Origin of the sequence: Pseudomonas sp. NFR16 (assembly GCF_900108875.1) — a bacterium.
GTDB lineage: Bacteria > Pseudomonadota > Gammaproteobacteria > Pseudomonadales > Pseudomonadaceae > Aquipseudomonas.
Window position 1 is genome coordinate 1,666,020 of the sequence record NZ_FNYJ01000001.1, and the last position, 22,029, is coordinate 1,688,048.

The window sequence follows — 22,029 nt, forward strand, 5'->3', positions numbered from 1 at the left end:
CTGCTGAAAAGTGGAATGCACAACGGCGGGCATTACCGTTCAGCGGGAGGCGCACAGGAAATTCCCCGTACACTGCGGGCGAGGAAGTCGCCGAATATCAACTGCAGACCGAAGATTTTCATGTAGGAAAGGTTACTCCGGCTTGTCCGATTGCGCATCAGGATGGGCTTGCTGAAAAGCCGGATGCTGCAACGCCAGCGCTTCCACCCGACAGATGCGCGGGAAGGCGCTCAGGTCGACATTGAAACGTCGGGCGGCGTACAGCTGCGGCAGCAGGTACGCATCTGCCAGGCCGACCTGGCCGAAACAGAAGCCTTCATCGTCGATCAAGGCTTCGACGGCAGCGAAACCCTGAGTGATCCAGTGCCCGATCCACGCGCCGACATCCCCTTCATCATGCCCCAGACCGCGCAGCCGGTTGAGCACCGCCACGTTGTGCAAGGGATGAATGTCACAGCCGATCAGCGCGGCGACCTCGCGATGCCGTGCCCGGGCCAGAAGGTCAGTCGGCAACAACGCAGGTTCCGGTGAGTGTTCTTCAAGGTATTCGATGATTGCCATGGACTGGATGACAACCTGACCGCTGTCGAGCCTGAGGGCGGGCACGCGGCCTTGCGGATTGATTGCCAGATATTCCGGCTCGTGGTGCTCGCCGCCGTCCCGGATCAGATTGACCGGAATCGCGGTGACTTCGAGCCCCTTCAGCGCCAGGGCGATACGCACCCTGTAGCTGGAGGTAGATCGGTAGTAAGTGAAGAGATCCACGGGAAGGCCTGTCTTGTTGTTATTGTCGTAAACCGTTTACGCATTGCGTAAATTGCGACATTGGCCTGCGGCTGTCAAGGTCAGGTCCAGCCCTCCAGTCGCAAAGTCGCGCGGACCAGCCGCTGCTCCTCGTTTTCGATCTCCCGCAGGTTGTCGCAGATGCTCTGAATGTGCGCGACGGCGGCCTTGCGCGCCTGTTCCGGCAAGCGTCCGGTGACGGCGTTGTAAAGCCGCGCATGGTGCCGGTCGATCTGGCGTTTCTGCGCTTCACGGTGGTAGAGGTTGTTGACCGAGGCAAATACCGTGTTGAGCAACAGATCGGTGAGCGAGCGCAACGTCTGGACCAGCACCGGGTTGTGCGATGCCTCGCAGATCGCCAGATGGAATGCGTGATCCAGCCGCGCGTGTTCGGACGCCGAGAGCGTGTGGCCATGGGCCTGCACCAGCGCGTCATAGGCGCGCGTAATCAGCACAAAATCGGCGTCAGTGCCGCGCAAGGCCGCCAGCCGCGCCGATTCGCCCTCCAGCAGGCTTCGCACCTCGAACAGGTCGTAGAGCGTGCGCGGTTGTGAGGCGAACAAGTGCATCAGCGGTGAAGACGCACTCAGGCCCAGCCCGCCCATCTGCGCGACGAACGAGCCCTTGCCCTGCTGCGTTTCGATGATGCCGCGGGCACGGAGCAGCTTGAGGCCCTCACGCAGCGCGGTTCGGGAAACCCCCAGTTTTTCGGTCAGACGACGCTCGGACGGTAACAGCTCACCGACCTTGAGCACGCCATCCACAATCAACCGCTCGATGCGCTCACTGACGACATCGGCCACTTGAGGCGCGCGGGTGCTGGTACTGCCTTCCATCCCTCTCTCCCTGCATGACGACCGGACCCCAGCGCTGCAAAACTAACTGGCCGCAGCCAAGATCACTGGTATGACCAGCAGCATCGAACAAATATCTGCAAAATCCTTAACGACCTATCCGACTGATTTGCATGATCTTTTCAAAATAAAACGGTGCAAACGCCCAGAAAAACTGGTTCGACCAGTGCGTTCTGACATGGACAGTAGCGATCGCAAGGCCAATGATGCAAGTCAGCCGTGGAAACGTTCTGCATCAGAACAGGCCTCAAATAAAAACAAGACGGGGTTGCGAACCCATCATGAATATTCTGTACGACGAACGCGTCGATGGCGCGTTGCCTGCCATCGACAAGGCGCAGCTGCTGCAAGCACTGCAGACGCGACTGCCCGACATGGACCTCCTTCACCGAGAGGAAGAACTGCGGCCCTACGAATGCGACGGGCTTTCGGCTTATCGCACCACGCCGATGCTGGTAGCGCTTCCCGAGCGCGTCGAGCAAGTGCAGACGCTGCTCAAGGTCTGCCACGAGCGCGGCGTTCCGGTGGTCGCACGCGGTGCCGGCACGGGATTATCCGGCGGTGCCCTGCCACTGGAGAAAGGCGTGCTGCTGGTCATGGCACGCTTCAACAAAATTCTGCACATCGACCCGGCAGGACGCTTTGCCCGCGTGCAGCCGGGCGTGCGCAATCTGGCGATTTCTCAGGCCGCCGCGCCTTCCGACCTTTATTACGCGCCCGACCCGTCCTCGCAGATCGCCTGCTCGATCGGTGGCAATGTCGCTGAAAACGCCGGCGGCGTGCATTGCCTGAAATATGGCCTGACCGTGCATAACCTGCTCAAGGTCGACATCCTCACCGTCGAAGGCGAACGCATGGTGCTCGGGTCGGATGCGCTCGACTCGCCGGGCTTCGACCTGCTGGCGCTGTTCACAGGTTCAGAAGGCATGCTCGGGGTCATCACCGAAGTGACCGTCAAACTGTTGCCCAAGCCGCAGGTGGCCCGCGTGCTGCTGGCGGCATTCGATTCGGTTGAAAAAGCCGGTCGCGCGGTGGCCGACATCATCGCAGAGGGCATCATCCCCGGTGGTCTGGAAATGATGGACAACCTGGCCATCCGCGCCGCCGAAGACTTCATCCACGCAGGCTACCCGGTGGACGCAGAAGCGATTCTGCTGTGCGAACTGGACGGTGTCGAAGCCGACGTTCACGACGATTGCGACCGCGTCCGCGCGGTCCTGCAAAAGGCCGGCGCCACCGAGGTGCGGCAGGCGAAGGACGAGGCCGAGCGCGTGCGTTTCTGGGCGGGCCGGAAAAATGCGTTTCCTGCGGTGGGCCGATTGTCGCCGGACTATTACTGCATGGACGGGACCATTCCACGTCGGGAGTTGCCGGGCGTATTGAAGGGCATCTCCGCGCTGTCCGAAGAGTACGGCCTGCGCGTGGCGAACGTGTTCCACGCCGGCGACGGCAATATGCACCCGCTGATTCTGTTCGATGCCAACCAGGCGGGCGAACTAGACCGCGCCGAAGCGTTGGGCGGGAAAATTCTGGAACTGTGCGTCAAAGTCGGCGGCAGCATCACCGGTGAGCATGGTGTCGGGCGAGAGAAAATCAATCAGATGTGCGCGCAGTTCAACAGCGACGAACTGACCCTGTTCCACGCCGTTAAAGCGGCGTTCGACCCCAGTGGCATGCTCAATCCCGGCAAGAACATTCCGACGCTCCATCGCTGTGCGGAGTTCGGCGCAATGCACGTGCACATGGGCAAGCTGCCCTTCCCTGAACTGGAGCGTTTCTGATGAGTGCCGAACGCCAACCACAGGCCCGCACGCCGGACCGCGATGCCAGCGACGCGTTGCTGGAGCAAGTCAGACAGGCCATCGACCTCAGCTTGCCGCTGCGCATCCAGGGCGCGAACAGCAAGGCGTTCCTCGGCCGCGAGGTGGCCGGCGAGGTGCTCGACACCCGCGCGCATCGCGGCATCGTCACCTATGACCCGACGGAGCTGGTGATCACCGCACGCGCCGGCACCCCGCTCAGCGAACTGAACGCCGCGCTCGACGAGGCCGGGCAGATGCTCCCGTGCGAACCCCCGACCTACAGCGACAGCGGCATCGGCGACGCCACAGTCGGCGGGATGATTGCAGCCGGGCTCTCCGGGCCGCGGCGCCCATGGGCGGGCTCGGTGCGCGACTTCGTCTTGGGCACGCGAGTGATCACCGGCCTGGGCAAGCACCTGAAATTCGGCGGGGAAGTGATGAAAAACGTCGCAGGCTATGATCTGTCGCGCCTGATGGCGGGCAGCTTTGGCTGCCTTGGGCTGATCACCGAAGTCTCGCTGAAAGTCCTGCCCAAGCCGCGCCTGTGCACCAGCATTGCGCTGGAAATGGACAGCGCACGCGCCCTCGCCCGCCTCGCCGAATGGGGGCAGCAGCCGTTGCCGATCAGCGCCGCAAGCCATGATGGACGGGTGCTGCGGTTGCGCCTTGAAGGTGGTGAAGGTTCGGTGGCCGCCGCCCATGATCGTCTCGGCGGCGAGTCGATCGACCCGGCTTACTGGCGAGACCTGAACGCCCACCGGCTGGATTTCTTCACCGACGGCCGACCGTTATGGCGCCTTTCGCTGCCCACCCACACCGCGCTGCTGGCCGTACCGGGCGAGCAGCTGATCGATTGGGGCGGCGCACAACGCTGGCTGAAATCCGACGCGGGCGGCGAAGACATCCGACGCATCGTCAGCGCAGTGGGCGGTCACGCCGTCTGCTACAGCCATGGCCTGGACGACAGCCCCTTCCAGCCTCTGGCGGAGCCGCTTCTGCGCTATCACCGCCAGCTCAAGGCGCAACTCGATCCGCACGGGATATTCAACCCCGGCCGAATGTACGCGGAGATCTGATCATGCAGACGACCCTGAGCGAATACGCCAAAAGCCTGCCCCGTGGCGAAGAAGCCGAGAGCATCCTGCGCAGCTGCGTGCACTGCGGATTCTGCAACGCCACCTGCCCGACCTATCAACTGCTGGGCGATGAACTCGACGGCCCACGCGGCCGGATCTACTTGATCAAGCAAGTGCTGGAGGGCAAGGAAGTCACTGAAAAAACCCAGTTGCACCTGGACCGTTGCCTGTCCTGCCGCAACTGCGAAACCACCTGCCCGTCCGGCGTCGACTATCACAACCTGCTGGACATCGGCCGGGCGGTAGTCGATGCAGCCGTGCCGCGCCCGATGGGTCAGCGCGTGCTGCGAGAAAGCCTGCGCGCGGTGGTGCCCAATGCCGGGCTGTTCAAGGCGCTGACGCAGATGGGTAATTCGTTTCGCCCGCTGCTGCCGAACCGCCTGAAGGACAAGCTGCCGGACCACCTTCGCGCCCCCGGGTTGCGCCCGACACGGCAACATCCAAGGCAGATGCTGATCCTGGAAGGCTGCGTGCAACCAGGCCTGTCCCCCAACACCAACGCTGCCACGGCGCGGGTGCTGGATCGGCTGGGTATCACCGTGAAATCCGTCGCCCAGGCGGGTTGCTGCGGCGCGGTGGATTACCACCTCAATGCCCAGGAGCAAGGCCTGCAGCGCGCGCGTCGGAACATTGATGCGTGGTGGCCCGCCGTGCAGGCCGGTGCCGAAGCGATCGTGCAGACGGCCAGCGGTTGCGGGGCGTTCGTCAAAGACTATGGGCACTTGTTGCGTGACGACCCGGCATACGCCGAGAAAGCCGCCCGGGTCAGCGCGCTGACCAAGGATCTGGTTGAAATCATGCGGGCCGAGCCGCTGGAAAACCTTGGCGCCTGCACCAGCCAGAAACTCGCTTTCCACTGTCCGTGCACGTTGCAGCATGCGCAAAAACTGGGGGGCGCCGTGGAAGCGGTGCTTACCCGGCTGGGTTTCAATCTGACCGCCGTGCCCGACAGTCACTTATGCTGTGGCTCGGCCGGGACGTACTCGATCACCCAGCCCGAATTGTCGAAACGGCTGCGCGACAACAAGATGAATGCCCTGGAAAGCGGCAGCCCGGACGTTATCGCGACCGCCAACATCGGCTGCCAGACCCACTTGGCCGGTGCCGGCCGGACACCCGTCAAACACTGGATCGAACTCATCGAGGACGCGCTGCATCGAACCTGATCGCGCGCAGCCTCGACCCTCTCACCCCGTTCTTGCTCAGGAGAGCTGCATGAAAACCAAATCCGTACTGACCCAGACCGAAGTCACCCAGATCCTTGCCGCGGCGCGCGCCGAGGCACAGGACAACGGCTGGGCGGTTGCCATCGCTGTGACCGACGACGGCGGCCATTTGCTGGGCTTCGAGCGTCTGGACGGCTGCGCGCCGATCGGTGGCTACATTGCCATCGAAAAAGCCCGCACCGCTGCGCTTGGCCGACGCGAATCCAAAGGCTACGAAGAAATGGTCAACGGTGGCCGCACGGCCTTCGTCACGGCCCCGCTGCTGACATCGCTGGAAGGTGGCGTGCCGGTCATCGTTGCGGGCGAAACCGTTGGCGCGGTGGGCGTTTCCGGCGTCAAGGCCGATCAGGATGCGCAGGTCGCCAAGGCCGGGGTTGCTGCGGTCAATGCCGGTTAACAGCAACAGATAACTTCTGTAGGAGTGAGCTTGCTCGCGACAGGGGTGGACCAGACACCCTTTTTACAAACAGATTGCGATCGCGAGCAAGCTCACGCCTACAGGGTCGCATGACACACAATTCATGATGGAGAGCCCGAGATGACCGAATTCGTCAACTGCCACAACCTCAAGGTTGCGGCCAATCTGAAACGCTTCGTCGACGAGGACGTGCTTCCCGGAACAGGGCTGAACCCGGACGTGTTCTGGGCCGATTTCGATTCGCTGGTGCATGACCTCGCTCCGATCAACCGTGAGTTGCTGGCCGAGCGCGAGCGCATTCAGGCGCAACTGGACAAGTGGCATAAATCCAATCCGGGCCCGGTCACCGACATGCCCGCGTACATCGCCTTTCTCGACTCCATCGGCTACTTGCAGCCGGTGCCCGCCGAGGTCAAGGCCACCACCAGCAAAGTCGACATCGAGGTCAGCGAACAGGCCGGTCCGCAGCTCGTGGTGCCCGCAGCCAATGCCCGCTATGCCCTGAACGCCGCGAATGCGCGCTGGGGTTCGCTGTATGACGCGTTGTACGGCACCGACGCGATTTCCAGCGCCAACGGCGCCGAGATCAAGGCCGGTTACAATCCGCTGCGCGGCGCCAAGGTCATTGCCTTTGCCCGCGCTCTGCTCGATGAAGCCGCGCCACTGGCGTCCGGTTCTCACGTTCAGGCCCAGGCCTATGCCGTCGACAGTGGCGAGCTGCTGGTGACTCTCGCCGACGGCAGCCAGTCGCGACTGGCGCAACCGGAAAAGTACGTCGGATATCAGGGCGAGCCGCGGCAGCCGACCGCCATTCTGCTGAAGAATCACGGCCTGCACATCGAGATCCAGATTGACCCCGCCAGCGCCATCGGCAGCACCGACGCGGCAGGCATCAAGGACCTGCTGCTCGAAGCCGCGCTGTCGACCATCATCGACTGTGAAGACTCGGTCGCGGCGGTGGACGCCGACGACAAGCTGGTGATCTACCGCAACTGGCTCGGCCTGATGAAGGGCGATCTCACCGAAGAACTGGTCAAGGGCGGCAAGCCCCTCACTCGCCGCCTGAATGCCGACCGCGAATACACCGCCGCCGATGGCAGCCACATCACGCTGCACGGCCGTTCGCTGCTGTTCATCCGCAACGTCGGTCACCTGATGACCAACCCGGCAATCGTGTATGACGGCAACAAGGAAATTCCCGAAGGCATTCTCGATGGCGTGATCACCAGCCTGATCGCGCTCCATGATCTGCATAATCGCGGCAACTCCCGCGCGGGCAGCGTGTACATCGTCAAGCCGAAGATGCATGGTCCGGACGAAGTCGCTTTCGCCGATCAGCTGTTTGCACGCATTGAAGACGTCCTGAAGATTCCGCGCAACACCCTGAAAATGGGCATCATGGATGAAGAACGGCGTACCAGCGTCAACCTCAAGGCGTGCATTCACGCCGCGTCGGCGCGGGTGGCGTTCATCAATACCGGGTTCCTGGATCGCACCGGCGACGAGATGCACACCTCCATGGAAGCCGGCCCGATGCTGCGCAAAGGCGACATGAAGGCCACGCCGTGGATCAAGGCGTACGAGCGCAGCAACGTGTTGGTCGGTCTGGCCTGCGGCTTGCGCGGTCGGGCGCAGATCGGCAAGGGCATGTGGGCGATGCCGGACCAGATGGCCGAGATGCTGGAGCAGAAGATCGGCCATCCGAAGTCCGGCGCGACAACCGCCTGGGTGCCTTCGCCGACTGCCGCGACCCTGCATGCGCTGCATTACCACAAGGTCGATGTGAAAGCCGTGCAGCAGGAACTGGAAAAAGTCGATCTGGACAGCGTCAGCGAGGAAATCCTGCTGGATCTGCTGAGCATTCCGGTCGTGACGGAAGCAAAATGGACCGACGATCAGATCCGCGAAGAAGTCGAGAACAATGCGCAAGGGCTGCTCGGTTACGTGGTGCGCTGGGTCGAGCAAGGCGTCGGCTGTTCGAAGGTGCCGGACATCCATAACGTCGGCTTGATGGAGGACCGTGCGACCTTGCGTATTTCAAGCCAGCACATCGCCAACTGGTTGCGCCATAAGGTGATCGACGATCATTACGCGCTGGAAACCCTCAAGCGCATGGCCAAAGTGGTGGACAAGCAGAATGCGGGGGATGCGGCATACAAACCGATGGCCGAGAACTTCGACAAGTCGGTGGCGTTCCAGGCCGCGTGCGCGCTGGTGTTCAAGGGTCGGGAGCAACCAAGCGGCTACACCGAACCGTTGTTGCACGAATTCAGGCTGGCGTTCAAGAAACAGGCCTGATCGACATAGAACCGTCCCGACTGACGCCATTCGGTGAGAGCCTTATTAGATGATCGTTCCCACGCTCTGCGTGGGCGTGCATCATGTGACGCTGCGTCACCACGGCTGGACGCAGAGCGTCTAGGGCGGCGTTACCACGCGGAGCGTGGGAACGATCAGATGCGGTGTTACTGACTCACCGCTTTCGCCACCGTCGTACCCCCCCCCCCAGAAGCTTCCACAGAGTTGTGCCCCCCCTTGAAATCCGGGCGGTCAGGTGATCAGAGTCAGGTACTCTCCCGCACCACCAACTCAAAGCCCAGGTCTACCTGCGCGTCCTGCACATTGCCATCGAGCAGACCGAGCAGCAATTGCGCGGCGCGTTGGCCGACCTGTTCACGCGGGGTGCGGATGGAGGTCAGGCGCGGGACCATGTGTGCCGAGCCCGGCAGGTCGTTGAAGCCGATCAGCGACACCTGCTGCGGAACCTTGATGCCGCGACGCAACGCTTCCAGCGCCGCGCCCTGAGCCAGGTCGTCGTTACAGAAAAATACCCCGTCGACGTCCGGATGCTCGGACAGCAGCCGGGCGAACAGCTCGCCTCCCAGTCCGATCGACGAAGGCAACGGCGAAGCCATCTGCAGCGTCTCGTCGTACAGCCCTTCCTCTAGCAGGGCGCTGCGGAAACCCGCACCGCGCTGAATCACCCGTGGATCAAGCTGCGCCGACACATAAGCCAGGCGCCGGCGCCCGCGGCTCAGCAAGTGGCGTGCGGCCTCAGCGCCCGCTTGCTGTTGCGAGAAGCCCACGCAAGGTTCCGCACGTTCGGGATCAAGTTCCATCATGTGCACGCAGGGCACACCACTGGCAGCGAGCAGCTGTTGCGCGGCGACGCTGCGATCGAATCCGGTGAGTAGAATGCCCCGAGGCCGGTTGGCCAAGTGGCTGCGCAGCAGGTTTTCTTCTTCCACGGGCGAGTAGTGATAGTTGCCGATCACCACTTCCAGCCCGCGAGGGCGCAACACATCCTGAATGGCTTCCAGGGTTTCGATGAACAACTGGTTCGACAGCGACGGCACCAGTACCACCACCGACTGACTTTGCGAGGAAGCCAATGCGCGGGCGGCAGGGTTGGCGACATAGCCTAGACTCTGCGCAGCGGCACGCACTTTCTCCACCAGTTCCGGCGCCACCGTAGCCACGCCACGCAGTGCTCTGGAGGCCGTGATAGGCGATACGGCGGCCAGTCTGGCGACTTCGTTGAGCGTGGGACGACCGGTGGAGCGGGAACCAATACGTGTCATGCGTTGCCAACTGATTGGAAGGAAAAGCCGAAGGGGTTGCGATTGTGTCAGATGGGCTCTAAGGTAGCGCTATCTCACGGAGGCCCGCAACTTTCTTCGGCCATTTCAAAGGCTGGGGTCGATGCATCTCATGGATCAGCGAGATACCCATAACAATGACTACACCCGGAAACAGACGTGCCGGACTTGCACACCATTCGGCAAAGACAGCGCTGTCTTCGGGACGAGGTTTTTATGACTACTGCTCCACATGCTATTTCCGCCGTCGTGGTAATGGGTGTTTCCGGCTGCGGCAAGAGCGCCGTCGGCGCTGAGATTGCCAAAAACAGCGGCGGCCGCCTCATCGAAGGCGACGCGTTTCATCCACAGGCCAACATCGACAAGATGAGCGCTGGTCATCCCCTCAATGATGAAGACCGTGCCGGTTGGCTGACTCGCCTGGGCGAAGAAGTTGCCAGCGCACTGCGCAATGGCGAAAAGCCGATTCTGACGTGCTCCTCCCTCAAGCTGATTTACCGTGACCGCCTGCGCGCGGCCGTGCCGGGCCTGGGTTTCGTGTTTCTGGAGCTGACCAAAGAGCTGGCCACCGAACGCTGCTCGCATCGCCCGGGACATTTCATGCCGGCAAGCCTGGTGGACAGTCAGTTCGCCACGCTCGAACCGCCTTATGGCGAAGACCGCACGCTGGTCGTGGACGCCACCAAGTCCATCGAACAGATCGGCATCGACGCGGCTTCCTGGTGGAAGTCTTCACACACCCCATCTGCCACCGCCCTCACCGGCTCCTGATCCTGGATCCGGCGTGAGCGACAAAGATAGCGCTGTCTTATTTGTACACAAGGCAGTGAACAACAGCGCTGAGCAGTAGCTCCAAAAAAACAAAATACAACGGAGAGACACCCCATGTTCGGTATGACTCAAGACACGTATCTGCTGGTCGATGCGTTGGTGACCATCGTCGGCCTCGTGCTGCTGATCACCAAGTTCAAAGTCCACCCTTTTATTGCACTGACCATCGCTGCAGGTTTTCTCGGGCTGACCTCCGGAATGCCCGTCGATAAAGTCATGAAATCGTTCCAGGACGGCTTCGGCGGCGTGCTTGGCTTCGTCGGTATCATCCTCGGCCTGGGCACCATGCTCGGCAAGCTGATGGCTGACTCGGGCGGCGCTGACCAGATCGCACAGACGCTCATCCGTCGCTTCGGCAAGGAACGCGTTCACTGGGCCATGATGTTTTCGGCGTTTCTGGTGGGTATCCCGCTGTTCTTCGAAATCGGCTTCGTGCTGCTGATCCCGCTGGTGTTCATCGTCGCGCGTCGCAGCGGCGTGTCCATCGTCAAGATCGGCATCCCGCTGCTGGCCGGCCTGTCCGCGGTTCACGGTCTGGTGCCTCCGCACCCGGGCCCGCTGCTGGCCATCGGCATCTTCAACGCTGACATCGGCAAGACCATTTTTTACGGTCTGATCGTTGCGTTTCCGACCGCGATCATTGCAGGTCCCATCTTCGGCAAATGGATTGCGAAGCACATTCCCGGCAACCCGTCCAAAGAGCTGATGGATCAGATCGCGAAGGAGTCGACCAACGAGAACCTGCCCAGCTTCGCCATCACCCTGGTGACGATCCTGCTGCCGGTATTCCTGATGCTGCTCAAGACCTTTGCCGACGTAGCGCTGCCTAACGGCCACATCTTCCGCATCTGGATGGACTTCATCGGTCACCCGATCGCGGCCCTGCTGTTTGCATTGCTGCTGGCGTTCTACACCTTCGGCTCGGCGCGTGGTTTCAGCCGCGAGCAGATCATCAAGCTGCTGGACCAGAGCCTGGCGCCTGTGGCTGCGATCGTGCTGATCGTCGGTGCTGGCGGCGGCTTCAAGCAAATGCTGGTGGACAGCGGCGTCGGCAACCTCATCGGCCACATGGCCGTGCAGGCGCAGATTTCGCCGATTCTGCTGGCATGGCTGGTCGCTGCGGTGATTCGCGTTGCCACCGGTTCCGCCACCGTGGCCACCATCACCGGTGCAGGTATCGTGGCGCCGGTCGTCGCGATGGTGCCGGGCGTCAACCGCGAACTGCTGGTGCTGGCGACGGGCGCAGGCTCGTTGATTCTGTCCCACGTCAACGACGCAGGGTTCTGGCTGGTCAAGCAGTACTTCAACATGACCGTCGTTGAAACCCTGAAAACCTGGACGGTGATGGAGACCATCCTGTCGGTCGTCGGCATCATCCTGATCATGCTGTTGTCGCTGGTGGTCTGATTCTCTGACCGCTGCACCCATGCCCACCCTCGCGGTGGGCATGTCGTTTAAGGGGCCCGCGAACGCCTCGCTGCCTTGCCTGCGCTCATCCCCCCGCCTCGACGCCTCGTCGCCCCAGCACGCTTTGTACGCATCCGGATACACGCCTTTGCGGGCAGTCTGTCGAAGATTCGACTAAAGTTATGCCACTTTGCCTCTACACAATTCGGAACTCTCCTACACTGCATGAAGAGATGTCGGACTGGGCAATCTAAGAAAAATTTCATCACCGCCCGGCACGAGTTCTTTGCAATAAATGCGAAAGGAGTGTGCAATAGGCGCCGCCCCGGATCTGGCTATCAGAGTCATAGCCAATTCCGACGGGATTTATAGCCACAAACAGGCAAAATTCGCATGCCGGTTGGCCTTGGGAGAAACCCTATCAATGACAAGAAGATGATCCTGGGGAATTAAATTCGTACCAATGGCGTCATACTGATGGACGCATTTGGATGCACTCGGCAATTACCACCACCCAAAGGCTAACGCCAGCCTCCTGGTAGAGGCGCTTCAAGAGGCCATCAAGGAAAAGATTATGTTGATACTCACCCGCAAAGTCGGCGAAAGCATAAACATTGGTGACGAAATCACCGTTACCATTCTGGGCGTACAGGGTCTGCAAGTCCGGCTCGGGATTAACGCTCCGAAAGATGTTTCGGTTCACCGTGAAGAAATCTACAAACGCATCAAGGCCGAGACCGCACCTGATCAGGACCCCCAATGAACCACCCGGTTCATACTATTCCGACACTGCCAGCAGCCCGCAGCTGCTGACACTCAAAAAACGGCGCCCAACACGGCGCCTTTTTTTGCCACTAAGTTGGATCCACCCGACTGTTCTTCTGGCAACTAACGATGCAATCACAAACGCACTTCGCCAACCAGGACGACTGCTCTGAATCGCACTTTGCAGCCCGTCTAGTTCGCACTAAAGGGCGGCGTCGTGTGGGTGCGCCCGAAAAAAAACGGCCGGCTCCCTATGGAAGCCAGCCGCACTGTGTATGCGAAAATCCTGATTAACCCGGATATTCCAGCTGTTTGACGATCTTGTCCTTGGCCAGCAAGCGCTTCTCTTTCAGCTTCTTGAGCTCGTCATCGGAAATGCTGCCCGAAGGCCCCTTCTCCGCCTTGACGATGTCGGCGTCGAGCTCCTCGTAATCGTTGACCAATTGATTGAGCTTAGGGTCACTGCCGCGTTTTTTGACTAACTCTTCTTTGTCGATTTTCAGATCTGCGAGCAAATCGTGCTTGACCGGCATGGGACTCTCCTGCGCTTGGCTGATGTTGAGTTATTGAGGGTAGCCCAGCACAAAGGTTCGGCGTTTTTCGTCCGCGAACGATCCGCGCGCCTAGCATGCCCATGCATCATTGGGCTTCGCGTCGCATTTTGACATGCACAATCCTGTTCAAGCGGCTACGGTGTGATCCACAACAATCAGAAATGACATCAAGGATCGACACATGACTTTCCCTTTCTCTCGCTCCCTTATCGCCAGCGCTTTGACACTGGGCATTGCCATCAGCATGGCGACACCCGCGCTGGCGGAACCGGACAAAAAGGTGCAGGCCGACGCTGAACAGTATAAGGACGAGGCGCTCAAGCTGCTGGAACGGCTGGTCAATATCGACACAGGCTCCGGGTACGAGCCTGGCTTGACCCAGGTGCGCGGCATCGTCGTCGACGAGCTGAAAAAACTCGGCGCCAGCATCGAGACCTTCCCCAACACCGCGCCGGACAAAAGCAGCCACGTCGTCGCCACGCTCAAGGGCACCGGCAAAGCGAAGATTCTGCTGATGGCCCACATGGACACGGTCTTCAAGGAAGGCGCGGCCGCTGCCCGCCCCTTCCATATCAAAGACGGTCGCGCGTATGGGCCAGGCGTCATGGACGACAAGGGCGGGATCGTCGCCGGCCTGTATGCGCTGAAAATCCTCAAGAACCTCGACTTCAAGGACTACGCGCAAATCACTTTCCTGCTCGATGCCAGCGAAGAGACCGGTTCGACCGCCGCCACCGAGTTGATCCAGAAAGTCGCCCGGCAGCACGATGTCACGCTGAACCTTGAGCCGGGCCGTCCCGCTGACGGCCTGGTGGTGTGGCGCAAAGGCAGCGCGACCGCGGTGGTCGAGGTCAAAGGCAAGGCGGCCCATGCCGGCGTCGCTCCGGAGCTGGGGCGCAACGCGGCGATGGAAGTCGCCCACCAGATTCTGCAGCTGGGCAAGCTGGGCGACGCCGAGAAAAAGACCACGATCAATTTCACCGTGCTAAACGCCGGCGACCGGGTCAACGTGATTCCGGATCAGGCCACCGCCAAAGGCGATGTGCGCGCTGCGGTGCCCGAAGAGTTCGACCGTATCGAGAAGGACCTGGCGCGGGTCTCGGCCGACAAGCTGATCCCGGAAACCGAGGTGACGACGCGCCTGGAGCGTGGATTACCGCCGATGCCACAAACGGCCGAATCCGACCGGCTGGTCGACATCGCGCAGAACATCTATGGCGAGATCGGCCGCAAGCTGACGATCGAAGGCAGCGGCGGCGCAGCGGATGCCAGCCTGTCGGCGGGCGTCGGCGTGCCCACCCTCGATGGCTTCGGCATCGTCGGCGGCAACATTCATACGCCTGAGGAGTACGCCGAGGTAGAAAGCGTGTCGCCGAGGATCTATCTGCTGACGCGGATGATCATGGAGCTGACGAAGCAGAAAGGCTGATGCTCCGCCCCGCCGACTGACGACGCGTTATTCGATCGCGCCGCGATCTTGCCAGAGAAGTCTGCGCGACAAGGCAAGGCGCGCCGCGAGAGAATGCGCGGCGCGCCAGCGTTGCGACGCGGCCTATGCGTGTTCCCGTTGCCGCCGCGCTTGGTATGCGCGCAGATGCAGATAGACCAGATCCAGAGCACTCAAGCCGCCGGGCGCAGGCGCGTCCTGCTGCGGACGCCGCGTAATCATGTCGCCGATTACGTGCTCAACCTCGATCGGCGCGTGGCGCTCTATGTCCCGGAGCATTGACGCGGTCATTTTTGAACCCGGCGTTGTCAGCATCTTCTGAAAACGTTGCAGCACTTCGCTGCGTATCGGGTAACCCGCGTTCTGCGCGATCTGTGCGCACTCCGTCAGCAGACCGACAATGAACCCTTCGCCGCCGCTGGCAACGACATCACCGATGCTTGCGCGCATCGACCCTGTGACGCCGGCACCTGTCGCGATGAAGCACCATTTTTCCCACATCTCCTGAACAATCTGTTCGCTCAGGCTGGAGTCAAATCCTGCGTTGGCCAGCGCCTCCGCAACCTTGAGAATGCGCGGGGTCTGAGTGCCATTCAACTCGCCGAACGATAATTGGTTGGTGTCGTTCAAATGCAGGATCACACCGGACGGATCACGGTCCAGCGAAATCAGGCACTGCCCGCCCAGCACGTTATCGGGCGTGAAACGTCTGCCCAGCCGGTCCAGATGAGCCATGCCGTTGAGCAGCGGCAAGATCAGCGTGTCCGGGCCTACCGCCGGCGCGAAGGCATCCATGGCGGCGTCCAGGTCCTGAGCCTTGCAACTGAGCAGAATCAGGTCGAATGTCTCATCCAGCAACGCCGCCAGACGATGCGGCGGCGAGGGGTAAAGAATGTTGCCCAGTGGACTGCGAACGATCAGGCCGTCACGGTCCAGCTCCTCCGATCGGCCCTGGCGCACCAGAAACGTCACGTCACGTCCGGCTTCGAGCAATCGCCCGCCGAAATAACCGCCTATTGCACCCGCGCCCACGATCAGAATACGCATGTCCTGTCAGCCCTTGTTGATGAACCGGAGAGGGTCGAGCCCCCAGAATAGATGACCCGACAGACTCTAGCCAAAAGCAGGATGACAACCAACATATAGATGAGATGGTCACGCCTCGGGCAAAAAAAATCCCGGAGCGCGAGGGGCGGTCCGGGAAAGCTACTGCAAGGAGAGTCAGGATTGCGCGTTGACCATCGCGGGCCACAGAAACGGTTGCCGTTCTTCGTTCCGGCTTGGCACTGCGACCAGCAGACGTCCAAGGCTGACCGGCTGGGCCAGGGGGACCTGCAAACGCTCAAGCACTGCATCGATCACGGCCCGGCTGGCGTCGTTGTGAAACTGCCAGACGCCATAGATCCGACCGTCGAACGACGCTTCGCTGCCTAGCCGGGGATCGACACCCAGGCCTGCGCCGAGCCCGAACAGATGCAACCCGTGCAGGCGCTGACCCGTGGCGTCCAGCGGACAGCCGCAAGGGTCTGAATCCAGTCCGCCTTTGACTTCCAGCAGATTGATCGGGCTGCCATTCGCATAGCTCAAGGCGGGCAGCAGGGGCTGATAACCGGTGCACTGGACGACGAATTCCGACTCCGCCAAGGCCTCGCGGGCGCGCTCGTAATGACCAGCAGGACCGTTGTCGGTCTGCAGCAGTTGCACGCGCACGCCGGTCTTGCCGATGTGCCCGTTCGCCAGCGCCTCGCGCCCGACATCCAGCGCACGATAGCGCAGGCCGCCCGAGCGATTGACCCTACCGGAAACAGGACACACATCGCGGCGGGGATCGAACGTATAACCGGCGTCCATTGCCGCCTGTGCGGTCTCGTAAAACAGACGGACCGGCGAGCGATGAACCAGTGTCACTTCCTTCAGCCCCGCGAATTCCAAGGCGTCGGCAAGGTTCTCGAGCACCGAAAACGCGCTGTGTGAGCCGCCCACGACGCTAATCCGCCCTTTTCGCGCGAGTGTCGAAGCGAACAGGTCGCGCAGTTGAACGGCGTTCATGCGCAACAAGGCATCAGCGCTTTGAATCCTGGCTGACGGCGCAATGGCCAGGCCCTGGTCCGCCAGGCCGTTCAGCAGGTGTTGAGGATCCTGACGACCGCCCAGATTAAGCACAACAGCGCGACAACGAATACGCCGCGTGCGCCCTTCCGACTCGACCCACACCTGATATTCATCGCCGTCGTGCACGACTTCAGTGATCGTGGTGCTGCTCCAGAGCTTGACGCCGTAATGCTCCACGATGAAATCCAGCACCAGGGTCGACGCTTCCGCCAGCAGTTGCGCCACGTCAGCCAACTGCGGGGCGCTCTGCGCCTGACGCCGGATCCGCCAGTACGCCGGTGAATGCTCCAACGGCTCGAAGACGTCACGCAACGCCGGATCGCGCAGGCAATCCAGAAACACGTCGCCGACCGAGTTGGCAGTGATCCGGTATTGCCCCAGACGACCTGTGCCAGGAGTCGGGCTGGCATCGACAATAATCAGGCCTTCCTTAGCCAATTCAGGCATGGTCCCACTTTTCAATGCATTGAAAAGCAATCCCATGCCTGCTGGTCCTGCGCCTCCTACTACACAACCGCAGACGGTTTCCAGATGATCTCCATACATAATCATGACTCCATACTTGGTCGATGCATTAGCGCAGCCCGGAACCGTCCCGCCCCGGTACTAACAGGAACCGCGACAGCCCACCCCGATGCGATGTTTTTTAATGTCGAACTTGATACGAACAGCAACTAGCGTTTTTGCACTGAAAAAAAACGCACAACTACCGTAGCCATTGTCGGTGAAGTCAATCGCCGCGAATGGATATCGAAAAGCAGTCCACACAGATCAAGCCTGGAAGGCTCTGGTTCAAGGGTCGCGTGACTGAAAATGCCGGTTTCCAGGCGTAATTCCACAGCCTAGACCCGCCCGCCACATGAAAAATGACCCGGGCGAAGTCTCCCTTTCTACAGGGACGCTACCGCCACTTAGGCCCGACTGGAGGCAAGCGCTCAATTAAACAGCCGGCGGCGGCAAAGAGACAGTAGCGATGGAGCGAGAAGAAAAACCGTAACGCGATAGTTTCAAAAAAGCCTGGAAGTGTCAAATTTTCGAGAAATACATATTTTTTGAATAAATGGCAGATAACACATTGATTTTAATACAGATTTAATTTTGACGTCGGAAATTCGCAAGGACATGCGGGCCCCATGCATTTTTAAAATAGTCTCGGGCTTAAAGTGCGCTCATTGGCCGACTCAAAAACAAGAGTTGTTATCGTTAAATATCGAAAAAAGACAATTTTCCAGCGTCTGAAAATAAGCGTTATAACGGCCGATTAAACTTCAGTGTCAACTAAATCAATGCCTCGACAGAGGCAGGAATTTGACGTCAGGCAATAGACTATTACTCGAACTGCGGCGGGTATCGGGGCGGAAAAGATGAGGCACGTCGACGCACCCGATGAACGGTAAGGCCTACGGTAAGAAAATCAGAACTATTTCAAGCAGATCCGTCTCCATTATCAGGCTTACGCTTACTTTTGCATGGATATAGAGGTGGCCACCATGAATGCTGATAAAAACCGTCGGTCCAGCATTGCCGAAATCGATTACTCGCGAGATACCTTGTTCGGCCCGATCCCCATGCAGGCGACCTGCCGCGTGCGGCTGGCGACCATCGAACAGGACGGCCACACGCTGCGTGAGCTGACCATCATCGGGGACGTTCCAGATTACCTGCCCAAATCTTCGATCATTCGGGTTGCGATGGACGGCCGCATCGAGGCAGGCCCGATTCGTGAGCATTACGCGATCCGCAGTGAGGGCGAAGAACAATTCAAACTGCTCTTCGAGAATGAACATCGTCGCCGGGTGCATTGAGCAATCAAGGCCACTCGTCATGCACGTTTCGCAGCAGCTCTACTGGCGCGCCTCAGTGGAGGCGTGCAGGCTGTGAGTCAAAGACAGATCACCGCTCTGGCGAATCAAGGTCTGATTGAAAGGCATGGGACTGACTTGCCGTTCAGTCGTGTGCGACGGTGAAAAACCGTCAATGCCGGGCTCATCGTTGTCGCGGTAGCGCAAGCCGTCAAGACGAGGCGCGGTCTCCAGAACCGGATCGGGAGGCAGCAGTCGCGCTCGTTCCAGGGCCGTCATGGGAGGCTGAACGCTGGCCCTGCGGGTCTCGAGATGGTTGAGCATGTAGGCGATCACCCCTACGCAGATCACCACGATACCTAACAGGCAGCCCATGCCGACCAGCGCCCTGCGGCGCACATCCAGCCGACTTGCTGCTCTGCCTTGCGGTATTTCATGGACATCAGGCTGCGTATCCGCCATGCCTACCCCTTGTATTCGTTCTGGCCTGGAGCGCCACTTGCCGCGTAACGATAAAAGGTCTGGAGCTGTATTGCCAGAGCCCTTTGCACAGCTGCGTCAGGTAAGCAGCTCACTGCGCAATTAACCGTTCCGACTCGGCTCTGACTACCTGGTGCCCATCCACCTTATTGAACGTATTACCCAGATTACGTCCACGCCTTTGTACGCATTTCATTACCGTGACACGCCAGCTGACTCTTGGCTGCCAACATTTATCTGCCGAGAACACGCTTACGAGTCGTAATCGCCCATGAAAATGCCCATGGCCTGTATAGCGCCATGGGCATGAATGATCAGACGTAATCGATCTATTGCGGCCACTTTATCCCGCCAGGGCGTGAGGGAATGGCTGCGGTTGTTTCTTCAATTCGCTTCGCAATGCCGTGATCAGTTCACACAGCGCGCGGCTGGTATCCAAGTGGTCCAGCGAAATTCCTGAACTGTACAGCTTAACGTCCTGGCTGACCGGGTCGATGATTTCGACGCTCATAGAGTCGTCGACCACCGAGCAATTACAGCGCATGGGCAGAAAAGCACTTTCAATAATGCTTCGCAGTTCAAGATTAGACAGTGTGCATGCAATCATTGACATCCTCCCTCGGCCGGACTGCTGAAAGAATAAGTGCAGTCCTGGACCGGGCGTTTATTGATTGGCTTCCATGGGATCCGCAGTGATCCTGATTCGTCAGATAAGCCTCGTGGTTATTGGCGAATACCCAATTTATACACCTCGCCCCAAGTTGTAGCAACGCGATGAATTTGAGTGCACCGCAATGGGGTGTAACGGGTCATCAAGACAGAAAAAACGATTCATCCGCCCTGAATAACGACAAAAAGCCGATTGATCGGGACGCCAAACCAGCGCGCGACGATCGACCGACTGATGTTTTGTAATATTCGGACCAGTCCGTTCGTCGCCCCGCACACGCTGTACCGACGAACGAGCCGATCAAGTGCGCGGCAGGCGCAGGTGAATCAATGCGACACGCGAGCCTTTCTTGTCCTGACGCTCTTCGATGGCGAATGGCTTGAATCCCAGCTTGGGATAAAACAGCAGGCCAGGCACATTGTGGTTGAAGCACGATGCCGTCAGTTCACTCGCTTCGTGCTTGCCAAACGCCAACTCCATCATGCAGCCGATCATGTAGCGGCCCACACCTTTAGAGCGAGCATGCGGTGCGATGATCACATTGCCCATCGAACAGCGTCCGCGGAAGTCGTAGCGGGAAAAGTTGGCGAATCCCACCACTTCCCCATTCAACTCGATCACCGTGTTATCGGAGCGCTGCTCAATGGAGTCCTTCAACTGCGCAGGCGTCAGCGGAAACGTGGCTTTGGGGAACATATAGAAGAGTTCGTCGACACTCTGCGGCATATCACAGACGACGGGGATGTCTTTTTCTTCCAGGGGGCGATGTAGAAACATGACGGTTATCCTCTCGAAGAAACGGGCACTGGATTCAGACTATAAGACAAACGGCGCCAGCACGGCACGAAAGTTGGTGGACGGCCTCTCGCGCAAGGGCAGGCATGTCAATCGCATGACGACGCGATGTCAAATACGGTCAATAAGACCTCATGTTCGGTAATTTGGTGCCCAGATGTTTCAGATACGATGTCTTAACACTAAAAAGTGCGCGCAACTCCCTGACAGCTCAGCACTTTTTCGAACCGGGCATAACGCCTGTGACACGGCAGCAATTCATGCAAAATGCATGAATCCGCGATTATCGGTACTGCACAACTTGTTGATTTTTATACCGTTGTTCCGCTGGTCGAGACTGGCACAAGCACTGCACCGTTCAACCGCGAAGCACACATTATTCGCACGGAGCAGCAAAACAATGAACGTCACCCCTGATACTTATCCTGCCGCTGTAGAAGAATCCACCAACGCCTCGGGAGTTTCCTGGGGAGCCATCTTCGCCGGCGCCGCCGGCGCCGCCGCACTTTCGCTGATTCTCGTTCTGCTGGGCTCGGGGCTGGGATTCTCAGCCATGTCGCCTTGGGCAAACGAAGGTGCCAGCGCCAAGACCATCGGGATCTCCACGGTGGTCTGGCTCGCATTGACGCAAATCATTGCCTCAGGACTTGGCGGCTATCTGGCCGGTCGTCTGCGCGTGAAGTGGTCAAACATGCACGGCGACGAAGTGTATTTCCGTGACACCGCCCATGGTTTCCTTGCCTGGGCCGTCGCTACGCTGGTGGCTGCCGTGCTGATCGTCAGTTCGGTAAGCGGCATTGTCGGCAGCGGCGTCAAGGCCGGTGCGAGTGCTGTCGCAGGCGTTGCCGGCACGGCAGCCGTGGCTGCAGGCAACGCGGCCAGCAATACCAGCAGTGACCAATACGGTTACTTCGTCGACACCCTGTTCCGTGACGACCGCCCTGCCGCTGTCAGCGACGACGCTGCGCGCGGCGTTGTCGTGCGCATCTTCACCAAGACCCTGGCCAACGATGGCCAACTGGCGCCGGAAGACCGCAACTACCTGGCTCAATTGGTCGCCCAACGCACCAACCTGAGTCAGGCAGACGCTCAGGCGCGTGTCGATCAGGTGTATGGCCAAGCCAAGCAAGCCGTTCAGGATGCCAAGGTCAAAGCTCAACAGGCCGCCGATGCCGCCGCCAAGGTCGCCGCCATGAGCGCCCTGTGGACGTTCGTTGCACTGTTGATCGGCGCCTTCGTCGCCAGCCTCGCTGCCATCTGGGGCGGTCGTCGCCGTGACGCCGTGACCTACGTAGAAACCCGTGCCTACACCAGCACTTCAACCATCCGCTGATCAAGGAGAGACATC

The 22,029-nt window shown here is 60.0% G+C and carries 20 protein-coding genes; 11 read left to right on the forward strand and 9 right to left on the reverse strand.

From position 1 onward, the window contains the following. Nucleotides 1-132: 132 nt before the first annotated feature. Complete coding sequence (gene maiA, locus BMZ10_RS07425; protein WP_093459341.1) at nt 133-765, reverse strand: maleylacetoacetate isomerase; 633 nt, start codon at nt 763-765, stop codon at nt 133-135. A gap of 80 nt (nt 766-845) precedes the next feature. After that, nucleotides 846-1,619 carry a transcriptional regulator GlcC gene (glcC, locus tag BMZ10_RS07430; protein ID WP_093459342.1) on the reverse strand — a complete coding sequence of 258 codons (774 nt, stop codon included), beginning with the start codon at nt 1,617-1,619 and terminating at the stop codon, nt 846-848. A gap of 299 nt (nt 1,620-1,918) precedes the next feature. On the opposite strand from glcC, the gene glcD reads away from it, so the two are divergent. The 5 genes from glcD (at nt 1,919) to BMZ10_RS07455 (ending at nt 8,517) form a co-directional block, all read left to right on the forward strand. Then, nucleotides 1,919-3,418, forward strand: a complete 1,500-nt coding sequence (glcD, locus tag BMZ10_RS07435; RefSeq protein WP_093459343.1) for a glycolate oxidase subunit GlcD — start codon at nt 1,919-1,921, stop codon at nt 3,416-3,418. Further along, nucleotides 3,418-4,515 carry a glycolate oxidase subunit GlcE gene (gene glcE, locus BMZ10_RS07440; RefSeq protein ID WP_093459344.1) on the forward strand — a complete coding sequence of 366 codons (1,098 nt, stop codon included), beginning with the start codon at nt 3,418-3,420 and terminating at the stop codon, nt 4,513-4,515. Before glcD ends, glcE begins: the two co-directional genes overlap by 1 nt. Before the next feature lie 2 nt (nt 4,516-4,517). Continuing rightward, complete coding sequence (gene glcF / locus BMZ10_RS07445) at nt 4,518-5,741, forward strand: glycolate oxidase subunit GlcF (protein WP_093459345.1); 1,224 nt, start codon at nt 4,518-4,520, stop codon at nt 5,739-5,741. A gap of 49 nt (nt 5,742-5,790) precedes the next feature. After that, entirely contained in the window at nt 5,791-6,198 is a 408-nt protein-coding gene (locus BMZ10_RS07450) for a heme-binding protein (RefSeq protein ID WP_093459346.1), read from the forward strand. A 141-nt stretch (nt 6,199-6,339) separates the two neighbouring features. Continuing rightward, nucleotides 6,340-8,517 (forward strand): malate synthase G, encoded by a 2,178-nt coding sequence (locus tag BMZ10_RS07455; protein WP_093459347.1) that lies wholly within the window; start codon nt 6,340-6,342, stop codon nt 8,515-8,517. Between the two features lie 266 nt (nt 8,518-8,783). Here the strand turns inward: BMZ10_RS07455 and BMZ10_RS07460 are convergent, their stop codons facing one another. Further along, nucleotides 8,784-9,800, reverse strand: coding sequence for an HTH-type transcriptional regulator GntR (locus BMZ10_RS07460; protein ID WP_093459348.1), 1,017 nt, complete (start codon nt 9,798-9,800; stop codon nt 8,784-8,786). A 273-nt stretch (nt 9,801-10,073) separates the two neighbouring features. On the opposite strand from BMZ10_RS07460, the gene BMZ10_RS07465 reads away from it, so the two are divergent. The 3 genes from BMZ10_RS07465 to csrA all read left to right on the forward strand — a co-directional run bounded on the left by BMZ10_RS07465 (nt 10,074) and on the right by csrA (nt 12,819). Continuing rightward, nucleotides 10,074-10,589, forward strand: a complete 516-nt coding sequence (locus BMZ10_RS07465; RefSeq protein ID WP_177182083.1) for a gluconokinase — start codon at nt 10,074-10,076, stop codon at nt 10,587-10,589. A gap of 114 nt (nt 10,590-10,703) precedes the next feature. After that, nucleotides 10,704-12,056, forward strand: coding sequence for a GntP family permease (locus BMZ10_RS07470; RefSeq protein WP_093459350.1), 1,353 nt, complete (start codon nt 10,704-10,706; stop codon nt 12,054-12,056). Between the two features lie 574 nt (nt 12,057-12,630). Then, nucleotides 12,631-12,819, forward strand: coding sequence for a carbon storage regulator CsrA (gene csrA, locus BMZ10_RS07475; protein WP_093460134.1), 189 nt, complete (start codon nt 12,631-12,633; stop codon nt 12,817-12,819). 292 nt (nt 12,820-13,111) lie between these two features. Here the strand turns inward: csrA and BMZ10_RS07480 are convergent, their stop codons facing one another. Then, the gene (locus tag BMZ10_RS07480) at nt 13,112-13,354 is read right to left on the reverse strand and encodes a DUF465 domain-containing protein (protein WP_093459351.1); all 243 of its coding nucleotides are present in this window, start codon (nt 13,352-13,354) and stop codon (nt 13,112-13,114) included. 202 nt (nt 13,355-13,556) lie between these two features. On the opposite strand from BMZ10_RS07480, the gene BMZ10_RS07485 reads away from it, so the two are divergent. Next, nucleotides 13,557-14,804 (forward strand): M20/M25/M40 family metallo-hydrolase, encoded by a 1,248-nt coding sequence (locus BMZ10_RS07485; protein ID WP_093459352.1) that lies wholly within the window; start codon nt 13,557-13,559, stop codon nt 14,802-14,804. 123 nt (nt 14,805-14,927) lie between these two features. Here BMZ10_RS07485 and BMZ10_RS07490 read toward each other — a convergent pair whose 3' ends face one another. Together BMZ10_RS07490 and BMZ10_RS07495 are read right to left on the reverse strand one after the other, a co-directional pair. Continuing rightward, nucleotides 14,928-15,869 (reverse strand): ketopantoate reductase family protein, encoded by a 942-nt coding sequence (locus BMZ10_RS07490; protein ID WP_093459353.1) that lies wholly within the window; start codon nt 15,867-15,869, stop codon nt 14,928-14,930. A 174-nt stretch (nt 15,870-16,043) separates the two neighbouring features. Further along, nucleotides 16,044-17,480, reverse strand: coding sequence for a pyridine nucleotide-disulfide oxidoreductase (locus tag BMZ10_RS07495; protein ID WP_093459354.1), 1,437 nt, complete (start codon nt 17,478-17,480; stop codon nt 16,044-16,046). Between the two features lie 944 nt (nt 17,481-18,424). On the opposite strand from BMZ10_RS07495, the gene BMZ10_RS07500 reads away from it, so the two are divergent. After that, nucleotides 18,425-18,739 (forward strand): hypothetical protein, encoded by a 315-nt coding sequence (locus BMZ10_RS07500; protein WP_143070269.1) that lies wholly within the window; start codon nt 18,425-18,427, stop codon nt 18,737-18,739. 39 nt (nt 18,740-18,778) lie between these two features. On the opposite strand, the gene BMZ10_RS07505 is transcribed toward BMZ10_RS07500, so the two are convergent. The 3 genes from BMZ10_RS07505 to BMZ10_RS07515 form a co-directional block, all read right to left on the reverse strand. Further along, nucleotides 18,779-19,198 (reverse strand): hypothetical protein, encoded by a 420-nt coding sequence (locus tag BMZ10_RS07505; protein ID WP_093459356.1) that lies wholly within the window; start codon nt 19,196-19,198, stop codon nt 18,779-18,781. Between the two features lie 361 nt (nt 19,199-19,559). After that, entirely contained in the window at nt 19,560-19,823 is a 264-nt protein-coding gene (locus tag BMZ10_RS07510) for a DUF1652 domain-containing protein (RefSeq protein ID WP_093459357.1), read from the reverse strand. A gap of 363 nt (nt 19,824-20,186) precedes the next feature. Further along, nucleotides 20,187-20,663: a GNAT family N-acetyltransferase gene (locus BMZ10_RS07515; protein WP_093459358.1), complete on the reverse strand. Its 477-nt coding sequence runs from the start codon at nt 20,661-20,663 to the stop codon at nt 20,187-20,189. Between the two features lie 418 nt (nt 20,664-21,081). On the opposite strand from BMZ10_RS07515, the gene BMZ10_RS07520 reads away from it, so the two are divergent. Beyond that, nucleotides 21,082-22,014 carry a hypothetical protein gene (locus BMZ10_RS07520; protein WP_093459359.1) on the forward strand — a complete coding sequence of 311 codons (933 nt, stop codon included), beginning with the start codon at nt 21,082-21,084 and terminating at the stop codon, nt 22,012-22,014. Nucleotides 22,015-22,029: the final 15 nt, after the last annotated feature.

Coding starts and splice junctions, on each gene's coding strand:
- glcC (WP_093459342.1), bottom strand. CDS start 1,619: ATGGAAGGCAGTACCAGCACCCGCGCGCCTCAAGTGGCCGATGTCGTC.
- glcD (WP_093459343.1), top strand. CDS start 1,919: ATGAATATTCTGTACGACGAACGCGTCGATGGCGCGTTGCCTGCCATC.
- glcE (WP_093459344.1), top strand. CDS start 3,418: ATGAGTGCCGAACGCCAACCACAGGCCCGCACGCCGGACCGCGATGCC.
- glcF (WP_093459345.1), top strand. CDS start 4,518: ATGCAGACGACCCTGAGCGAATACGCCAAAAGCCTGCCCCGTGGCGAA.
- BMZ10_RS07450 (WP_093459346.1), top strand. CDS start 5,791: ATGAAAACCAAATCCGTACTGACCCAGACCGAAGTCACCCAGATCCTT.
- BMZ10_RS07455 (WP_093459347.1), top strand. CDS start 6,340: ATGACCGAATTCGTCAACTGCCACAACCTCAAGGTTGCGGCCAATCTG.
- BMZ10_RS07460 (WP_093459348.1), bottom strand. CDS start 9,800: ATGACACGTATTGGTTCCCGCTCCACCGGTCGTCCCACGCTCAACGAA.
- BMZ10_RS07465 (WP_177182083.1), top strand. CDS start 10,074: ATGGGTGTTTCCGGCTGCGGCAAGAGCGCCGTCGGCGCTGAGATTGCC.
- BMZ10_RS07470 (WP_093459350.1), top strand. CDS start 10,704: ATGTTCGGTATGACTCAAGACACGTATCTGCTGGTCGATGCGTTGGTG.
- csrA (WP_093460134.1), top strand. CDS start 12,631: ATGTTGATACTCACCCGCAAAGTCGGCGAAAGCATAAACATTGGTGAC.
- BMZ10_RS07480 (WP_093459351.1), bottom strand. CDS start 13,354: ATGCCGGTCAAGCACGATTTGCTCGCAGATCTGAAAATCGACAAAGAA.
- BMZ10_RS07485 (WP_093459352.1), top strand. CDS start 13,557: ATGACTTTCCCTTTCTCTCGCTCCCTTATCGCCAGCGCTTTGACACTG.
- BMZ10_RS07490 (WP_093459353.1), bottom strand. CDS start 15,869: ATGCGTATTCTGATCGTGGGCGCGGGTGCAATAGGCGGTTATTTCGGC.
- BMZ10_RS07495 (WP_093459354.1), bottom strand. CDS start 17,480: ATGTATGGAGATCATCTGGAAACCGTCTGCGGTTGTGTAGTAGGAGGC.
- BMZ10_RS07500 (WP_143070269.1), top strand. CDS start 18,425: ATGAATGCTGATAAAAACCGTCGGTCCAGCATTGCCGAAATCGATTAC.
- BMZ10_RS07505 (WP_093459356.1), bottom strand. CDS start 19,198: ATGGCGGATACGCAGCCTGATGTCCATGAAATACCGCAAGGCAGAGCA.
- BMZ10_RS07510 (WP_093459357.1), bottom strand. CDS start 19,823: ATGATTGCATGCACACTGTCTAATCTTGAACTGCGAAGCATTATTGAA.
- BMZ10_RS07515 (WP_093459358.1), bottom strand. CDS start 20,663: ATGTTTCTACATCGCCCCCTGGAAGAAAAAGACATCCCCGTCGTCTGT.
- BMZ10_RS07520 (WP_093459359.1), top strand. CDS start 21,082: ATGAACGTCACCCCTGATACTTATCCTGCCGCTGTAGAAGAATCCACC.